The following is a 14,552-nucleotide window of genomic DNA, read 5'->3' as shown; positions in this document are numbered from 1 at the left end:
TTTTGCGTGATGACCAGCCGTTGCCCGCCGCACCGCCTTGCCCTGTCCCGGCGCGCCGCTCTGGCCGGGTCCGCCGCGTTGGTGGCGGTGGGACCGCGCGCCGCTGTGGCTGGTTCCGCCACTGGGCCGGTGGACAAGCCGCGCAGCTTCGCCGCGACCCATGGCTCGGTCCCCTTCGACACTCGACACTTGATTCCCGGCGCGTCGCTCGATCTGGCCCGGATCAACCCGGCGGCGGCGGGCGCGCGCGTCGTCGCGCTGACCATCGACGACGGTCCCGACGCCAACGACCGCCGCATCCTCGATCTGCTGAAACAGCACGAGGCGCGGGCGACCTTCTTTTGCATCGGGCGCAAGATCGCCGGGGCTGGCGTGCCGATCGCCAAGGCCATCGCCGAATCCGGCAACGAGGTGGGCAGCCACAGCCACACCCACCCGATGATGAGCGACCTGTCGGCAACCGAACAAGAGCGCAACCTGTCCCGCGCCAACGCCGCCTTGGCCGCCATCGGCGTTCGTCCCCGCTGGTTTCGTCCGCCCTTCGGTGATTTTGACGACACCACCACGGGGCTGGCCACCGCCCAGGGGATGCAGACGGTGCTGTGGACCATCGACAGCCAGGATTGGAAGAACACCCCGGCGGCCACCATCGCCGCCCGCGTCACCGACCGGCTGGCCCCGGGGGCGGTGGTGCTGATGCACAGCACAAAGGCCGAAACGGTGAAAGCCCTGCCGACCATCCTGGAGGCTGGCCACCGCAAGGGCTTTCGCTTCGTCACATTGACGGACTGGTGGGCGGCGATGACCGCCGCCCGATCCGCCTGACCGCGCTGTTGGAGCGGTTGGCGCTTACAACGCCCGCAGGAAGTTGACCAGATCGGTGCGCTCCTGCTGGGTCAGGCCCAGGTTGAAACGACCGTTGTAGAAGCCGACGACGTTGCCCAGCGTGGTGGCGCTGCCGTTGTGGAAATAGGGCGCGCGGCCTGCCAGCCCGCGCAGGGCGGGGACCTTCATCCGGCCGATGTCGCTGCACCGGCCCGTGATCATCGCCTGACCGGGGTCGGTGACGGTGAAGGTCCGGCCCGCCAGCGGTCCGGCCACGCAGGTCAGGGTGAAGACCGGCAGGGACGCCACGTCCAGCGCCGCCGGGGCGTTGGCGTTCGACACGCCAATGTTCATCAGCACGTTGGTCGAATGGGTGCCGACGTTGGGTGTGTTGTGGCAGGTCGTGCAACTGCCCTGGACGCTGGGGTTGGCCTGGGTGGTCAGGCCCGGCACGTTGGTGATGGTGAAGGCGCGGGTGTTGAAAATCTGTTCCCCGCGCGCGATGGATTGCCGCGCCAGCGTGGCGGGGTCCGCCCCGGTCAGGCTTTGCCAGGCGGTGTACAGCTTGAACGCCGCGCGGTCGAACAGGCCGGAGTTGGGATCGTTCATGCCGACGGTGAAGGGCTGCTGCGCCAACGGCCCCACCCCACCCGTCGCCCCCAGCAGGTCCAATGGACCCGCCGCGTTGGTGGTGGCCTGCGCGGTGAATTCGCCGCTTTCGAAGGCGACCATCTGCGCCTGCTGGGGCAGGGATGGGGCGGTGGTGGCCTCGGCGTGGCCCAGCGTGGCGGCGACGGCCTGGGTGGTCAGCGTCGCCTCGCGGCCATCCCACATGACGCTGGTTTGAAAACGCAGGTTGGTGGCGGGCAAGGGGCGGCGGTAGACCGACAGGGTCCCGCTGCTGGCGCTGGTCAGGCCGGTGGCCGGGTTGGTGTTGCAGCCGTAGGGGTCGCTCGTCACCGACAGGGTGAATTGTGCGTTGGCCGGAACCGGCAGGGCGATGCGGAACACCCCCTTGCTCAACAGCAGCGCGTAGGCGCGCATCTGGTTGATCGGGGTGTCAACCGGCGCGGTGGAGCAGGTCGCCCCGTCGTTCAGGCGAAACAGCGGGTCGGTTCCTTGTGTCACCTGGAAACGGGCGTTGATCCCGGTGGGGGTGACGCTCCAGCCCGCTTGCGGGTCGTGGCAGGTGGCGCAACTCCGCCCGTTGGTGCCCAGCGATTGGAAAAAGGCGTTGGCGGCGGTTGCCGTCGGCCCGGCCACCTGGAACGTGTGGGCAACCCCCGCCGGGTTGGCGGTCGCCGTCACCGTGTCCAGCACCGCCGGAATGCCGGTGGCCGACTGGGCCGAGGCCATGGGAACGGGCAGAGCGGGAGAAAGCGCCGCCGCGCCGATCAGCGCGGCGGCGGTTTTGGTCAGGCGGGCAGAGCGGGCAACGCGCATGGCTGGCTCCATAAGCATTCTCAATTTATCTTGAATGCTATGTTTCTCCAGATTCGGCCCGCGTTCAGTGACGGCAGTCACAGGTTGGTGGTGATCACCACAATTCTCTTTTGAAACATGGATGTCAGTCGTGTCAGACCTTGCCCAACCCAAGTTGGGCGTGGTGTGGCGGGTCGTTGCGCCGCAGGGCGACGGCGCGCCACCAGCCCAGCAGCGCGGCCAGTGGCAGCGTTGCCGGAATGGCCCAGGACAGCACGCCGTTCGATCCGGTCAGCACGTCGAAATGCAGGATGGCGAGCGCGAGAACCCCGGCCAGCAGCAGGCCCGACAGCAAGGGCAGCAGCAACGTCCGCAGCGGCCCTTCGCTGGGAGCCGCGACACCGCGAAAGAAGCGGATGACGGCGAAGGAGGTCAGGGTCATCAGCGCGATGACGCACAGCGTCGCCAGATTGGTCAGCCACGAGAACAGCGTCAGCACCGGGTCGGAGCCGCTGACGACGAAGGCGGTCATCACGACGAAGGCGATGGCGGTTTGCAGCAGCGATCCGGCGTGCGGGCTTTGGTGAACCGGGTGGGTCTGGCCCAGAACCTCCGGCAACAGCCCCTCGCGCCCGATGGAGTAGAAATAGCGCGCCGCCGAATTGTGGAAGGCGAGCAGGGCGGCGTAGACGCTGCTGACCAGAAGGGCGCTCATCGCCACCGTCAGCCATGGCCCGGCGTAACGGTCGGACAGGGTGAAGGTGAAGGTCGTCGGGTCGGGCAGGGCGGAAATCGTCTCCACCACCTTGTCGGCCCCGACGCCGACCACCAGACACCAGATCGAGAAGGTGTAGAAGCCGCCGATCAGCAGCACCGAGATGTAGGTGGCGAGCGGGATCGTGCGTTCGGGATCCTTGGCCTCCTCGCCGTAGATCGTCGTCGCCTCGAACCCGACGAAGGAGGCGAAGCAGAACAGCAGCCCGATGGCCGGTGCGCCGCCCAGCAGGGCCGGAAGGGTGAAGGACACGGTCGTCAGCCCGCCGCCGCCGTCCATGCCCTGGCTTTTCAGAATGAAGAGATCGAGCAGAAAGACGACGATGTATTCGCCAACGACCAGCAGCGCCAGAACCCGCGCCGACAAATCGACCTGCCGATAGCCGAAGATGGCCACGGTCGCCATCGCCGAATAGGCCCAGACCCACCAGGGCCAATCCAGCCCGACCATCTCCTTCATGAAACCGGCGGTCGCCACCCCGTGCAGGCCGTACAGCCCGACCTGCATGGCGTTGTAGCCCAGAATGGCGAGCGCGGCGGCGGCCCCGCCCATCCGCCCGCCGAACCCGCGCGAAACAAAGGCGTAAAAGCCGCCCGCGTGGGTGACGTGGCGGGCCATGGCGGTGTAACCCGCCGAAAACATCAACAGAATGCCGATGACGATCAGCAGCAGCGCCGGGGTTCCCGCCCCGTTGCCCAGCATCATGCCGATGGGCAGGCCGCCCGCGATGGCCGCCAGCGGTCCGGCGGCGGAAATCACGAAGAAGACGATGAAGCCGACGCCGAGCGCGCCTTTTTTCAATTCGTTGGTGGAAGCACTTCCCTGAACCGATTGTGTCATTGGACCCTCTCCAAACGGGCCGGGGCGCGGCCCCGGCAAGTGGCGCACGGACGTGAGAGGCGCAGGGTTGCGGCGGGGCCGGGCCTGCATGATGTCGTTGGCGGCGGGGTCGCCGCGTGCGCGGTCCCGATCCACCGGGATGGACGGCGGACAGGGAACGCGGGTTGGTGGGCACGCGTGGCGGCCGGGGCGCGCTCCCGGCTGCGAGGAAAACTCAGGCTCAGACCACGGCGAAATAATTCTTGGTGAAGACCGGGCTGTTCACCCGCCACAGGATCGGCGTGCCCTTTTCGATGAACCAGCCGTCGCCGGGTTGGTAGGTCTGGCTGTCGCCGGTGGCCTCGTTGGTCAGGGTGACGGTCCCCTCGACGACGACGGCGTGTTCGGTGAAGGGGTAGACCATGCGGAAGACGCCCTGGGTGCAGGAAAACCAACCGCAGCTGACCGGGGAATCCGGCGCGCCATGCGCCATCTTGCCAAAGGCCTTGACCTCGCCCTCCAGAATGGTGGAGCCGAGATCGGCCACGGTCCCCCAGGGATCGAGGGCGGGCGGTTGGCCGGGTTTGATCGGAAGCATGAGGGATCCTTTCGTGTGGGGGAAGGGGCGGGCGTTCAACGACGCCCGTTGAAAAAGCCGGAAAGCTGGTGCCAGGTCTTGGCCGCCGACATCACGGCGGGGCGCAGCCGCTCCTTGCCGACAATGTCGATGTGGGGGATCGAACTCATCAGGTCGTAACGCTCCGACCCTTCGCTCATCCCCTCGGCCAGGACCTTGCACACGATGTGGCTGGGGGTGACGCCGAAGCCGGAATAGCCCTGGACGTAAAAGGCGTTGGGGCGGCCGGGCAGGGAGCCGATCTGTGGGAACAGGTTGGCCGAACAGGCCATCGGCCCGCCCCAGGCCAACTCGATCTTCACATCGGCGAGGTAGGGGAAGATGGCCAGCATCCGCGCCCGGTTCCACCCGGCCAGATCGCCCGGCACGTAATCGACGAAATCGGTGGCGGCACCGAACAGCAGGCGGTTTTCGTTGGTGACGCGGTAGTAATCGATGACCGGGCGGATGTCGCTGTAGGCCCCCCGGATCGGGCTGATTTTCAAACACAGCTCGTCCGGCAGGGGTTCGGTCGCCATTTGAAAGGCATAGGTGTTGATCGTCTTCGCCGCGATGGCCGGTTCCATCCTGTTCAGGAAGGAATCGCAGGCCCACAGCAGCTTGGTCGCGCGCACGCTGCCCGCGTTGGTGCGCACGGTGATGCGCGCGCCATACTCCACGGCGATGACCGGGCTGTTTTCAAAGATGCGCGCGCCGTGGCCGGTCAACGCCTTGGCTTCGCCCAACAGCAGATTCAATGAATGGACATGGCCGCCGCCCATGTGCTTCAGCGCGGCGCGGTAGGCGGTGGAACCGACCACCTCCTGCACGCGCGGGCCGCTGACCAGCTCGATGTCCTCGTCGGGGGCGACCTGTTTGAACTCCGCCAACCACGTTTTCAGCGTCTGTTCCTGCCGCTCGTTGAAGGCGAGGTAGCCGTAGCCATGGCGGAAATCGGCGTCGATGCCATAACGCGCGATGCGGTCGCGGATGATCCCGGCCCCGAGGTTGGCGATGCCGAACAGCGTTTCCATCCCCTTGGGACCGACGTGCTTCTTCACCTTTTCCAGGTCATGGCCGATTCCGGCCATCACCTGCCCGCCGTTGCGCCCGGTGCCGCCATAGCCCAGATGCCGGGCTTCCAGCACCACGATGTTGGTGATGCCCTTTTCCGCCAGCTCCAACGCGGTGTTGATCCCGGAAAAGCCGCCGCCGATCACCACGACATCGGCGTCCAGATCCTGGGTCAGGCGCGGAAAGGCCAGGTCATACTTGCGCGTGGCGGTGTAGTAGTTCCGGGAATCCAGCCTGTTCATGATGTGGGTCATGGTGATCGTCTTTCCGCGTGACCTTCCCCGGTCCAGCGCCCGGCCGATCCCAAGGGGGCCGGAGGGCGCGGGGCGAGGGTGATCGGGTTTTGAACGTGACCACAGGATGACACCGCCGTCCGGTGTCCACTTGATAGGATGCGCCAATAATTTGATCTTCAGCGCCACAGGTGAGGATTTGATGGGCAGCGCTCACATTTGCACAAAACATATGCAACTCTAAACGCTGCCCCCGCCGCCTCATCCCGGCAGGGCGATGCAGACCGATTTGGTTTCCAGATAATGGTCCAGCACCGCCCGGCCATGCTCGCGCCCGATGCCGGATTCCTTGAAGCCGCCGAAGGGCATCGCCGGATCGAGCATGTTGTGGCTGTTGACCCAGACGGTTCCGGCCTTCAGCCGCGCCGCCACCGTGTGGGCGATGCCGAGATCGCGCGTCCACACCGACGCCGCCAGCCCATAGCGGCTGTCGTTGGCGCGGGCGACGACCGCGTCGAGATCGCGGAAGGGCATGGCCACGGCGACCGGGCCGAACACTTCCTCGCGCACAATCTCCTGATCGTCGCGGGTGTTGACCAGCAGCGTCGGGGCGACGAAGCAGCCCGGCCCGTCCACTGGGGCACCGCCGCTGAGCGCCTCCGCCCCCTCGGCCAGGGCGCGGGTGACGAAGCCCTGGACCCGCGCCTGTTGGCGGGGCGAGATCAGCGGCGTGATCTGGCTGTCGGGATCCAGGCCGCTGCCCAGCCGCAGGCCGCGCGCCACCCCGGCGATGTCGGCGACCACCCGGTCGAAAATGTCGGCGTGGATGTACAGCCGCGACCCACAGGTGCAGACCTGTCCCTGGTTGAAGAAAACGCCGAGATGGGCGGCGAAGCCCGTCTGGGCCGGATCCATGTCGGGGAACAGGATCATCGGCGATTTGCCGCCCAGTTCCAGCGTGAAGCGGGCCATGCGGGCGACCGCCGCCGCGCCCACCTGCCGCCCGACCGGCGTCGATCCGGTGAAGGCGATCTTGTCGACGCCGGGATGCGCGGCCAGGGCCGCCCCGGCCACCGCGCCGACGCCGGTGACGATGTTGACCACGCCGGGCGGGATTCCGGCCTCAAGGCACAGTTCGCCCAGCCGCAGGGCGGTCAACGGCGTTTCGTCGGCGGGTTTCAGCACCACGGTGCAGCCGGTGGCGAGCGCCGGGCCGATCTTCCACACCGCCATCAACAGCGGGAAATTCCACGGCACGATGGCCCCGACGACGCCGACCGGTTCCCGCCGGGTGTAGGCGTGGAAGCGGGCTCCGGGCGGCACGTTGATGGAGACGTCCAGCGTGCTGCCCTCGATCTTCGTCGCCCACCCGGCCATGTAGCGCAGAAAATCGACCGAGGCCCCGACCTCCACCGCGCGGGACAGGCCGATGGGCTTGCCGTTGTTGAGGGTTTCGATCTGGGCCAGCTCCTCGCCATGCCGTTCGATCAGGTCGGCCAGACGCAGCAGGACCCGTTCACGCTCCACCGGGCGCAGGCGGGACCACTCCCCCTCCAGCGCCCGGCGGGCGGCCTGGACGGCGGCGTCCACATCCGTCGGACCGGCGGCGGGGACGGTGGCGATGGGGTGGCCGGTGGCCGGATCATGCGCGGCCATCACGGCCCCGGAGGCCGCCATCGGGCGGTCCGCCCCGACGATCAGGGCGTGCGGCTGGGCCAGGAAGCGGACAGCGGCGGGGGACAGGCGCGGGTCGTGCCCGGGCGGCAGGGGGTGATCCATGGCGGCGATGGTTCCGAAGGCTGGGGCGCTCGGTTGTTGTTCGGAGCGCTGATTGCGGTGTGTGCGGACGATGGTCGCCGATCCGCCGTCGCATCACCCGATTTTCACCGCCAGATTTTTGACCTTTCGCGCCACAAACCTCATTCCGGTTGGCCTCATTCCGGTTGGCTCCAGTCCGGCGCACCCCCGGTCACGGCGGAGCCAGCCCGCGCGCCGTCTTGCGGTAGGCCGAGGGGGTCAGCCCGAACCAGCGGCGGCAGGCCCGGGTGAAGCAGGCCCCATCGGCGTAGCCCAGAATGTGGGCGATCTCCGTCACCGACAGGTCGGTGTCGGCCAGATAGGTTTCGGCCATGCTCCGCCGCTTGTCCTGTTTGATCGCGGCAAAGCTGTCGCCCGATTTGTGCAGGGTGCGTTGCAGGGTGCGGGCGGACAGGCCGACGGCGCGCGCCGCCTTGGCGACGCCGAACCGCCCGCTGTCGGGCAGATGATCGGACAGGATGCGCCGCACCTCGTCCTCCACCGAGCGCACCGGCATGGCGCGTTCCAGCAGGGTGCGCAGATACTGTTCGACGATGGGGCTGACCCGGCGGTCCATCACGTTTCCGGCGATGGCCAGATCGGCGGCGGAGAAAATCAGGCTGTTGATGCCCTGGTCGAAATAGAGCGGCGCGCCGAAAAAGGCGTCGTGCGCCTGCCGGTTCAGCGGGGCGCTGTGTTCGAAATGCACCTCCAGCGGCCGCCAGCCGTTGCCCGCCATGGCGCGCATCAGCGTCGTCACCATCGCCAGCGAATAATCGGCGTCCTGGCGGCGGCGGCGGATGCGCGCATCCTCGATCCGGTATTGAAAGACGCAGGTCGGCCCATCCTGCACGATGCGGCTGGTGGTCGCCTGCTGGGCCAGCCCGATGTAATCGATGAAGCCTTTCAGCGCCGTGCCGAGGGTGGGGGAACTGATGAACAGCAGCCCGATCGGGCCAAGGGTGAAGGGGGTGACGTCGCGCGCGGCCGACAGGCCGAAATTGGGATCGCCGACGCGGGCGGCGGCGGCCTCGAACGCCTCGACGTAATGGCGCAGGGGGATTTCGCGGCAGGGATCGGCCAACAGCGCTTCCGACAGGCCGTAGCGTTCCAGCAGCGCGTCGGGGGCACCGCCCCGGCGCTTGATGGAATCGACCAGCGGCTGCATGACCGAGGCCCATGTCTTCGGCTCGCGGTCGGTGGAGGGGATCGGCGGCACGGCGGGCGGAACCCTGACGGACGGACGCGGGGCGTAAACTATGGCGTCCTCCTGTCCGGGCGGCAAAGGGGTTTTGCGGAACGGACCGCCCGCTGCGGGGGCGGTCCGTTCCGGATGCGCGCGGGTCAGACGCCCAGTTTTGGCACCGCGTGGGTGTCGAGCGCGACGCAGATGTTCTTGGTTTCCATATAGAAATCAAAGCTGTAATCGCCGCCGTCACGGCCGATGCCGCTGGCCTTCATGCCGCCGAACGGGGTGGGCAGATGGCGGTTGTTTTCCGAATTGATCCAGACCATCCCGGCGTCGAGCTTCAGGGCGACCCGGTTGGCCCGGCCGACGTCGCGCGTCCACACATAGCCGGTCAGGCCATAGGGGATGTCGTTGGCGATGGCGACGGCCTCGGCCTCGTCGGTGAAGGGAATGGCGGTCAGCACCGGGCCGAAGATCTCCTCCTGCGCGATGCGCATCCGGTTGGTGGCGTTGGTGAACAGGGTGGGGCGGACGTAATGGCCACCGGTCCCCAACCCCTCCGCACGGGTGCCGCCAACGCGGACGGTCGCCCCATCCTCGCGCGCGATGGCGCAATAGCCGAGAACCTTGCCCAGATGGCGTTCGTGCACCAGCGGCCCGACCTCCGTCGCCGGATCCAGCGGGTGGCCGACCGTGATGCGCGCCACCCGTTCGGCCAGCCGGTCGATGAAGGCGTCGTGGATGCCGCGCTGGACCAGCAGGCGGGAGGAGGAGGTGCAGCGCTGGCCGTTCAGGCTGTAGATCATGAAGACCACGGCGTCGAGCGCCCGATCCAGATCGGCGTCGTCAAAGACGATGACCGGATTCTTGCCACCCAATTCGAAATGCACGCGCTTCAGCGTCGGCGCGCCCTGGGCCATGATGTGGCTGCCGGTGCTGGATTCGCCGACGAAGGCCACCGCCTTGATCGCCGGATGCTCGGTCAGGCTCTTGCCCGCCTCTTCCCCCAAACCGTTGACCAGATTGACCACGCCCGCCGGAACCCCGGCCTCGGTCATGATCTCGGCCAGCAGCATGGCGGTCAGCGGACTCCATTCGGCGGGCTTGTGCACCACCGTGCAACCGGCGGCGAGCGCCGGGGCGATCTTCCAGGTGGACAGCATGAAGGGCGTGTTCCACGGGGTGATGACCGCCACCGGCCCCAGAGGCTGGCGCAGGGTGAGGTTCAGATGGGTGTCGGCGGGCAGCGACAGGCCGTTCGCGGCGTCGGGCGCGCGGTCGGCGAAGAAGCGGAAATTCTCCGCCGCCCGTTCGGCGGCCTTGCTCATGAAGCGGATCGGCTGGCCGCTGTCCAGGCTTTCCAGAATGGCGATGTCGGTGGCGCGGGCCAGGATGCCGTCGGCGACCTTGTGCAGGATGCGCTTGCGCGCGGTCCCGGACAGCGCGGCCCAGGCGGGAAAGGCGCGTTCGGCGGCCCGTGCGGCGGCGTCCACATCGGCGGCGTTGCCCGCGTGGACCTGATTGATGAGTCCGCCGTCGATGGGCGAATGGTTGTCGAACAGCGCGCCGGACGATCCCGGCACCTCCCGACCATCGATGAAATGGCCCAGCGGTTTGGCGCGGAAGCGGGTGAGCAGCGTTTCGGCGGCGGCGAGGTTGGCGGCAAAGGCGGTTCCGGTGGCGCTGCTGGCGTTGGTTGCGCTGGTCATGGCGTTTCACTCCTTGCGGGTCGGGTTCTTGGTGCGTTGGCGGCGCGCGGCAGGTTTGGGGGCTGGTGTTTGGGGCGTGATGAGGGGGGCACGCGTGCGCCGGGCCGAAGGGGTGGGGCCGACGCGGTCGCCGCATTTGATTGCCGCGTTAATATTTAACGTGTTATATAAATCGACGTCGCCGGGTGTCAAGCGGTTTTGCATCCGGTGGCGGGCGCGCTATCCTGATCGCGCGCCGTCGCCGATTTTCCGTGAAAGACAGTGGACCAGAGCCGTGGGCAGACCATCCAAACGCAGCGCCGTGACACCGGATCCAAGTCCCGCCGCGCCTCCGCCTCCGGATCAGACGTTTCCAGACCAGCCGCGCGCGGAACTCCGCGCCTTCAGCCGATCCCTGCCGATGGCGTTGCTGAAGGCGCGCGAAGCGGTGATGGGCCGGTTCCGCCCGATCCTGCACGCCCATGACCTGACCGAACAGCAATGGCGGGTGTTGCGCGCCCTGACCAGCGCCGACGGGTTCCGCGCGGGCGAACTGGCGCGGTTGAGCAGCATCAGCATGCCCAGCCTGTCGCGCATCCTGCGGGCGCTGGAAAAGCGGGCCTTGATCGAACGCGGGGTGGAGGACAAGGATCTGCGGGCCGCGCAAATCTCCATCACCGCCAGCGGGCGGGCGCTGATCGCGCTGATCGCCCCGCACAGCGAACGCGGTTACGCCGAGATCACCGCCGCCTTCGGCGACGAGCGGCTGACGACGCTCTACCGCCTGTTGGACGAGCTGGCCACCTGCCTGACCGATGGAACCGAACCGGTCGAGGCGGACGAGGAGTAGGTCGCCCGCTCATCCCGCCCCCTCCTGTGTCGTTTAGGGTGTGTGACGCAAGATGTGCGGCGTGAACCGCACAAAGATGATTCGCGCGAGGTTGGCCCACGCGTCGCCTTGCTGGGGCGTTCGGCTTTTGCTAGCCTGATGACATGGTTGAAACCCGACGCACAGGCGAACGCGGAAACGAGCCGATCCGCACCGATGTCGGTGGTGGGCGTGTCCCCTCCACCGGGGCTGTGGGGGTGCGCGCGCGGGCCGAAGGGGTGGCGCAGGGCCGTCAACGCATTCCCAGCGTGCGCGAACTGGCGGCACTGGTGGTCAACGGCATCCTGACCCTGCCGCGCAACTACCGGCGCGGCATGTTCCTCGACGTTCAGATCTGAGCGGGTCCCCGTTTCTGATGCCTCGTCTGGGCGCTCAGTCCCCGATGTAAGCGGCGATGGTCGGGCCGAACAGCCGGTCCAGCAACCATTCCGGCAACTCATATTGCGGCATGCACAGGCTCGTGCTGCGCGCGTGCAGCGTGTGCAGGCACAGCCCCTCGCGGTCGGGAAAGGCCCCGACGCGGAAGCCCGCGCGCGCCGCCGCCACGAAGGGCGCGTCTTCGCAGGCGTTGACCGGTGGAAAGCGACCGGCCTCCCACACCGCGCGGCGGTAGGCGTAGGAAAAGCCGTAACCGTCGAGATTGTCCGCAGAGGCCGGAGCGTCGGGAGCCTCGACATAGGCGCAGGCGCTGCGGCCCCAGCGGTGATGCGATCCGCCGCGCGCCGTGTCCCAATAGCCGAAACGCCTGTGGACGGCGCTGTGCAGGAACCAGCCCGACAGCTTGACCAGATCATACCCGCTCTCCAGCCACGCCACCATGCGGGCGACATAGCCGGGGGCGTAGAAGTCATCGTCGTCCATGTGCAGGATGATGCCGCCGCGCGCGTGTTCGGCCAGGATGTTGCGCTTTTCGCCGATGGCGTAGCGGCTGGCCGAATAAAAATACTTCAGATCCGGATTGGCCAACGGTTGGAGATAGGGCGACGGGCGCGGACTGTCGTCGAACACCAGCCATTCGATGGCCGGATGGGTCTGCGCCTGGATGCAGGCGTGCAGGCGGGGCAGGCAATCCTCCCGCTGCCAACTGGGGGTGATGATGCTGACCAGAGGAGCCGGGGCGGGGGTGGTCATCGGCGTGTCTTGCTCGCTCTTTGGCCTGCGTGTAGACAGGCGGGATGGTATCTCTTCGCGACGCCCTGGCCGCAGCGGTCGACCACCATCAGGCGGGCCGCCTGGATCGGGCCGAGGCGCTGTATCTTAGCATCCTGCGGGCCGTGCCGGACCAGCCCGACGCGCTGCATCTTCTGGGGGTGCTCGATGGGCAGAGCGGGCGACAGGCGGCGGCGCGGCGGCGCTTGCGGCTGGCGGTGGCGGTGGCCCCGCAGGATGGCGATTTCCTCAGCGATCTGGCCCTGACCCTGCGGGCGGCGGGGGAGGCGGACCGGGCAGCGCAAGGCTTCGCCCGCGCCCTGCGCCTGGACCCCGATCTGGCCGAAGCGGCTTACAATCTGGGCAATCTGTGGTTGGAGCGCGGCGACGCGGCGGCGGCGGCGGGCCTCTACCGCCACGCGCTCGCCCGGCGCGCCCGCTACCCGCAGGCTTGGAACAATATCGGCACCGCCTTGCGGGCGCTGGGTCGCACGGATGAGGCCGCCGACGCCTTCGCCCAGGCCATCGCCCAGACCCCCGATGCGGCGGAACCGCGCGTCAACCGCGCCATCGCGTTGGCGGAGTTGGGCCGCCACGCCGCCGCCGCCCGCCTGCGGCGGCAGGCGATGGCGCTGGAGCCGGGGAACGCCGACGCCCTGCACACCGTCGCCGTTCGCCTGTTGAGCGAAGCCGGGATGGATCAGCCGGTGGTCGCCGGGCGGGCGCTGGACGGGGCCAAGCTGGCGCGCGGTCTGGGGTGGGTGCGTCGCGCCCTGGCCGTGCAGCCCGCCCACGCGGCGGCGGGCGATGCCCTGCTGGGCGCGGCGTTGAAACTGCTGCAAGCCGGGCGGGCCGACGATGGTCTGGTTGCGGCGGCGGCGCGCGCGGCTCCGCAGGCCCTGCGGCGGGATCCGCGCGACACCCGCGCGGCGTCCCTGGTCGCCTATCACTTTTACCGCCGGGGGCGCAGCGATCTGGGCGCGCGCTGGATGCGGCGGATCGGGCAACGCTTCACCCCGGCGGAACGCGCGGCGGATTTCGAGCTGCGCCTGTGGTCGCTGATCCGGGCCGACCGGGGGATGCTCGACCGTCTGCCCGCGCTCGACCGTCTGTTGCCGGATTTTGCCCCCCTGGAGATCCTCGCCGCGTTGCCGCCGGGCGGGGCGGGGCGGCCGGTGATCGCGGTGGCCTGCGACGATGGCTATTTCCAGCGCTTTGTCGGCGATCTGCTCGCGTCCATCGCGGCGGTCGTGCCGTCCACCGCTGGGGTGGCGGTGCATGTTCACGTCGTCAACCCGTCCGCCGCGACGTTGGCCGCGTTGGCCGACTGGCGCGCGCGGTTGCCGTTGGGCTACAGCCGGGAGGTGGTTGACGTGTCGGGCTGGGACGCCCACCGTCGCGCCACCTACTACGCCTGCATCCGCTTCGTGCGTTGGAGCCAGCTTCTCGACCGGCTGCGCCGCCCGCTGGTGCATGTGGACGCCGATTGCAGCCTGTTGACCGACCTCGGCGGGCTGGCTGACCGGCTGGCCGGGGCCGATGTCGGCCTGTTGCGCGATGGGCGCGGACGGGGGCCGACTCGGGAAATCACCGTCTGCTTTGCCTGGTTCCAACCGACCGACGCCAGCCGCCGGTTTCTGTCCGCCACCGCCGCGTTCATCGCCGACGTCTGGCACCGGGGCGAAGGGGCCTGGATGCTCGACCAGGCCGCCCCCTTCTGTGTGTTGGAGGCGATGGGTAAGCGCGGAATCGCGCCGGCGGTGCGCTGGTTCGATTGGACGGCCTTCCCGTGGGTCCGCTTCATTGGCGACAAGTGAAACCGTCGGGACCGGGGATCAGGCCCGGTTGAGATCACGGATGCAGGCCCCCGGCGGGCAGGCCCGGCAGCATTGGCAGCACAGCGACTCCAGATCGGCCATGATGCCGTGCGCGCTCAACACGCTCTGGGCGTAGACGGTGTAGAGCTTGCGCAAGGCCGGTTCGCCGTCATGGTCACAGGGCGCGCTGGTGGCCTGTTCAACCTCGTCGATGGCCTGACGGATTGCGGATGGTGTCAGCATCAGCCGCTCCGATGCG

Annotated in this window: 13 protein-coding genes; 4 read left to right on the top strand and 9 right to left on the bottom strand. The window is 68.3% G+C overall.

Features of this window, described 5'->3' with window-relative positions; genetic code table 11:
• Positions 1-9: 9 nt before the first annotated feature.
• Complete coding sequence (locus EJ903_RS09795) at positions 10-825, top strand: polysaccharide deacetylase family protein (RefSeq protein WP_126614605.1); 816 nt, start codon at positions 10-12, stop codon at positions 823-825.
• Positions 826-849: 24 nt separating this feature from the next.
• Here the strand turns inward: EJ903_RS09795 and EJ903_RS09790 are convergent, their stop codons facing one another.
• The 7 genes from EJ903_RS09790 to hpaE all read right to left on the bottom strand — a co-directional run bounded on the left by EJ903_RS09790 (position 850) and on the right by hpaE (position 10,459).
• A complete protein-coding gene (locus tag EJ903_RS09790; RefSeq protein ID WP_158627910.1) occupies positions 850-2,268 on the bottom strand; it encodes a cytochrome c peroxidase in 1,419 nt (472 codons plus the stop codon).
• Between the two features lie 133 nt (positions 2,269-2,401).
• Positions 2,402-3,862, bottom strand: a complete 1,461-nt coding sequence (locus tag EJ903_RS09785; protein WP_126614601.1) for an APC family permease — start codon at positions 3,860-3,862, stop codon at positions 2,402-2,404.
• 220 nt (positions 3,863-4,082) lie between these two features.
• Complete coding sequence (locus EJ903_RS09780) at positions 4,083-4,439, bottom strand: cupin domain-containing protein (RefSeq protein ID WP_126614599.1); 357 nt, start codon at positions 4,437-4,439, stop codon at positions 4,083-4,085.
• Positions 4,440-4,474: 35 nt separating this feature from the next.
• Positions 4,475-5,785, bottom strand: coding sequence for an NAD(P)/FAD-dependent oxidoreductase (locus EJ903_RS09775; protein ID WP_210211410.1), 1,311 nt, complete (start codon positions 5,783-5,785; stop codon positions 4,475-4,477).
• Between the two features lie 240 nt (positions 5,786-6,025).
• Positions 6,026-7,543, bottom strand: a complete 1,518-nt coding sequence (locus EJ903_RS09770; protein WP_126614597.1) for an aldehyde dehydrogenase family protein — start codon at positions 7,541-7,543, stop codon at positions 6,026-6,028.
• A 190-nt stretch (positions 7,544-7,733) separates the two neighbouring features.
• Positions 7,734-8,780 carry an AraC-like transcriptional regulator QhpR gene (qhpR, locus tag EJ903_RS09765; RefSeq protein WP_246015406.1) on the bottom strand — a complete coding sequence of 349 codons (1,047 nt, stop codon included), beginning with the start codon at positions 8,778-8,780 and terminating at the stop codon, positions 7,734-7,736.
• A gap of 125 nt (positions 8,781-8,905) precedes the next feature.
• Positions 8,906-10,459, bottom strand: coding sequence for a 5-carboxymethyl-2-hydroxymuconate semialdehyde dehydrogenase (hpaE, locus tag EJ903_RS09760; RefSeq protein ID WP_126614595.1), 1,554 nt, complete (start codon positions 10,457-10,459; stop codon positions 8,906-8,908).
• Between the two features lie 400 nt (positions 10,460-10,859).
• Here hpaE and hpaR point away from each other — a divergent pair, with 400 nt between their 5' ends.
• Complete coding sequence (hpaR, locus tag EJ903_RS09755) at positions 10,860-11,288, top strand: homoprotocatechuate degradation operon regulator HpaR (protein ID WP_126614593.1); 429 nt, start codon at positions 10,860-10,862, stop codon at positions 11,286-11,288.
• A gap of 143 nt (positions 11,289-11,431) precedes the next feature.
• Entirely contained in the window at positions 11,432-11,665 is a 234-nt protein-coding gene (locus EJ903_RS09750) for a hypothetical protein (protein WP_126614591.1), read from the top strand.
• Between the two features lie 34 nt (positions 11,666-11,699).
• Here EJ903_RS09750 and EJ903_RS09745 read toward each other — a convergent pair whose 3' ends face one another.
• Positions 11,700-12,458, bottom strand: coding sequence for a glycosyltransferase family 2 protein (locus tag EJ903_RS09745; protein WP_126614590.1), 759 nt, complete (start codon positions 12,456-12,458; stop codon positions 11,700-11,702).
• A gap of 44 nt (positions 12,459-12,502) precedes the next feature.
• On the opposite strand from EJ903_RS09745, the gene EJ903_RS09740 reads away from it, so the two are divergent.
• Positions 12,503-14,293, top strand: coding sequence for a tetratricopeptide repeat protein (locus EJ903_RS09740; protein ID WP_126614588.1), 1,791 nt, complete (start codon positions 12,503-12,505; stop codon positions 14,291-14,293).
• Positions 14,294-14,311: 18 nt separating this feature from the next.
• Here EJ903_RS09740 and EJ903_RS09735 read toward each other — a convergent pair whose 3' ends face one another.
• Positions 14,312-14,536: a hypothetical protein gene (locus EJ903_RS09735; RefSeq protein WP_126614586.1), complete on the bottom strand. Its 225-nt coding sequence runs from the start codon at positions 14,534-14,536 to the stop codon at positions 14,312-14,314.
• Positions 14,537-14,552: the final 16 nt, after the last annotated feature.

The organism is Azospirillum griseum, assembly GCF_003966125.1.
Lineage (GTDB): Bacteria > Pseudomonadota > Alphaproteobacteria > Azospirillales > Azospirillaceae > Azospirillum > Azospirillum griseum.
The sequence above is the reverse complement of the archived record's forward strand: the minus strand, read 5'-3'. Positions and strand labels throughout refer to the sequence as shown.

Coding starts and splice junctions, on each gene's coding strand:
- EJ903_RS09735 (WP_126614586.1), bottom strand. CDS start 14,536: ATGCTGACACCATCCGCAATCCGTCAGGCCATCGACGAGGTTGAACAG.
- hpaE (WP_126614595.1), bottom strand. CDS start 10,459: ATGACCAGCGCAACCAACGCCAGCAGCGCCACCGGAACCGCCTTTGCC.
- EJ903_RS09780 (WP_126614599.1), bottom strand. CDS start 4,439: ATGCTTCCGATCAAACCCGGCCAACCGCCCGCCCTCGATCCCTGGGGG.
- EJ903_RS09745 (WP_126614590.1), bottom strand. CDS start 12,458: ATGACCACCCCCGCCCCGGCTCCTCTGGTCAGCATCATCACCCCCAGT.
- EJ903_RS09740 (WP_126614588.1), top strand. CDS start 12,503: ATGGTATCTCTTCGCGACGCCCTGGCCGCAGCGGTCGACCACCATCAG.
- EJ903_RS09790 (WP_158627910.1), bottom strand. CDS start 2,268: ATGCGCGTTGCCCGCTCTGCCCGCCTGACCAAAACCGCCGCCGCGCTG.
- EJ903_RS09775 (WP_210211410.1), bottom strand. CDS start 5,785: ATGACCCACATCATGAACAGGCTGGATTCCCGGAACTACTACACCGCC.
- EJ903_RS09795 (WP_126614605.1), top strand. CDS start 10: ATGACCAGCCGTTGCCCGCCGCACCGCCTTGCCCTGTCCCGGCGCGCC.
- EJ903_RS09770 (WP_126614597.1), bottom strand. CDS start 7,543: ATGGATCACCCCCTGCCGCCCGGGCACGACCCGCGCCTGTCCCCCGCC.
- EJ903_RS09785 (WP_126614601.1), bottom strand. CDS start 3,862: ATGACACAATCGGTTCAGGGAAGTGCTTCCACCAACGAATTGAAAAAA.
- EJ903_RS09750 (WP_126614591.1), top strand. CDS start 11,432: ATGGTTGAAACCCGACGCACAGGCGAACGCGGAAACGAGCCGATCCGC.
- hpaR (WP_126614593.1), top strand. CDS start 10,860: ATGGCGTTGCTGAAGGCGCGCGAAGCGGTGATGGGCCGGTTCCGCCCG.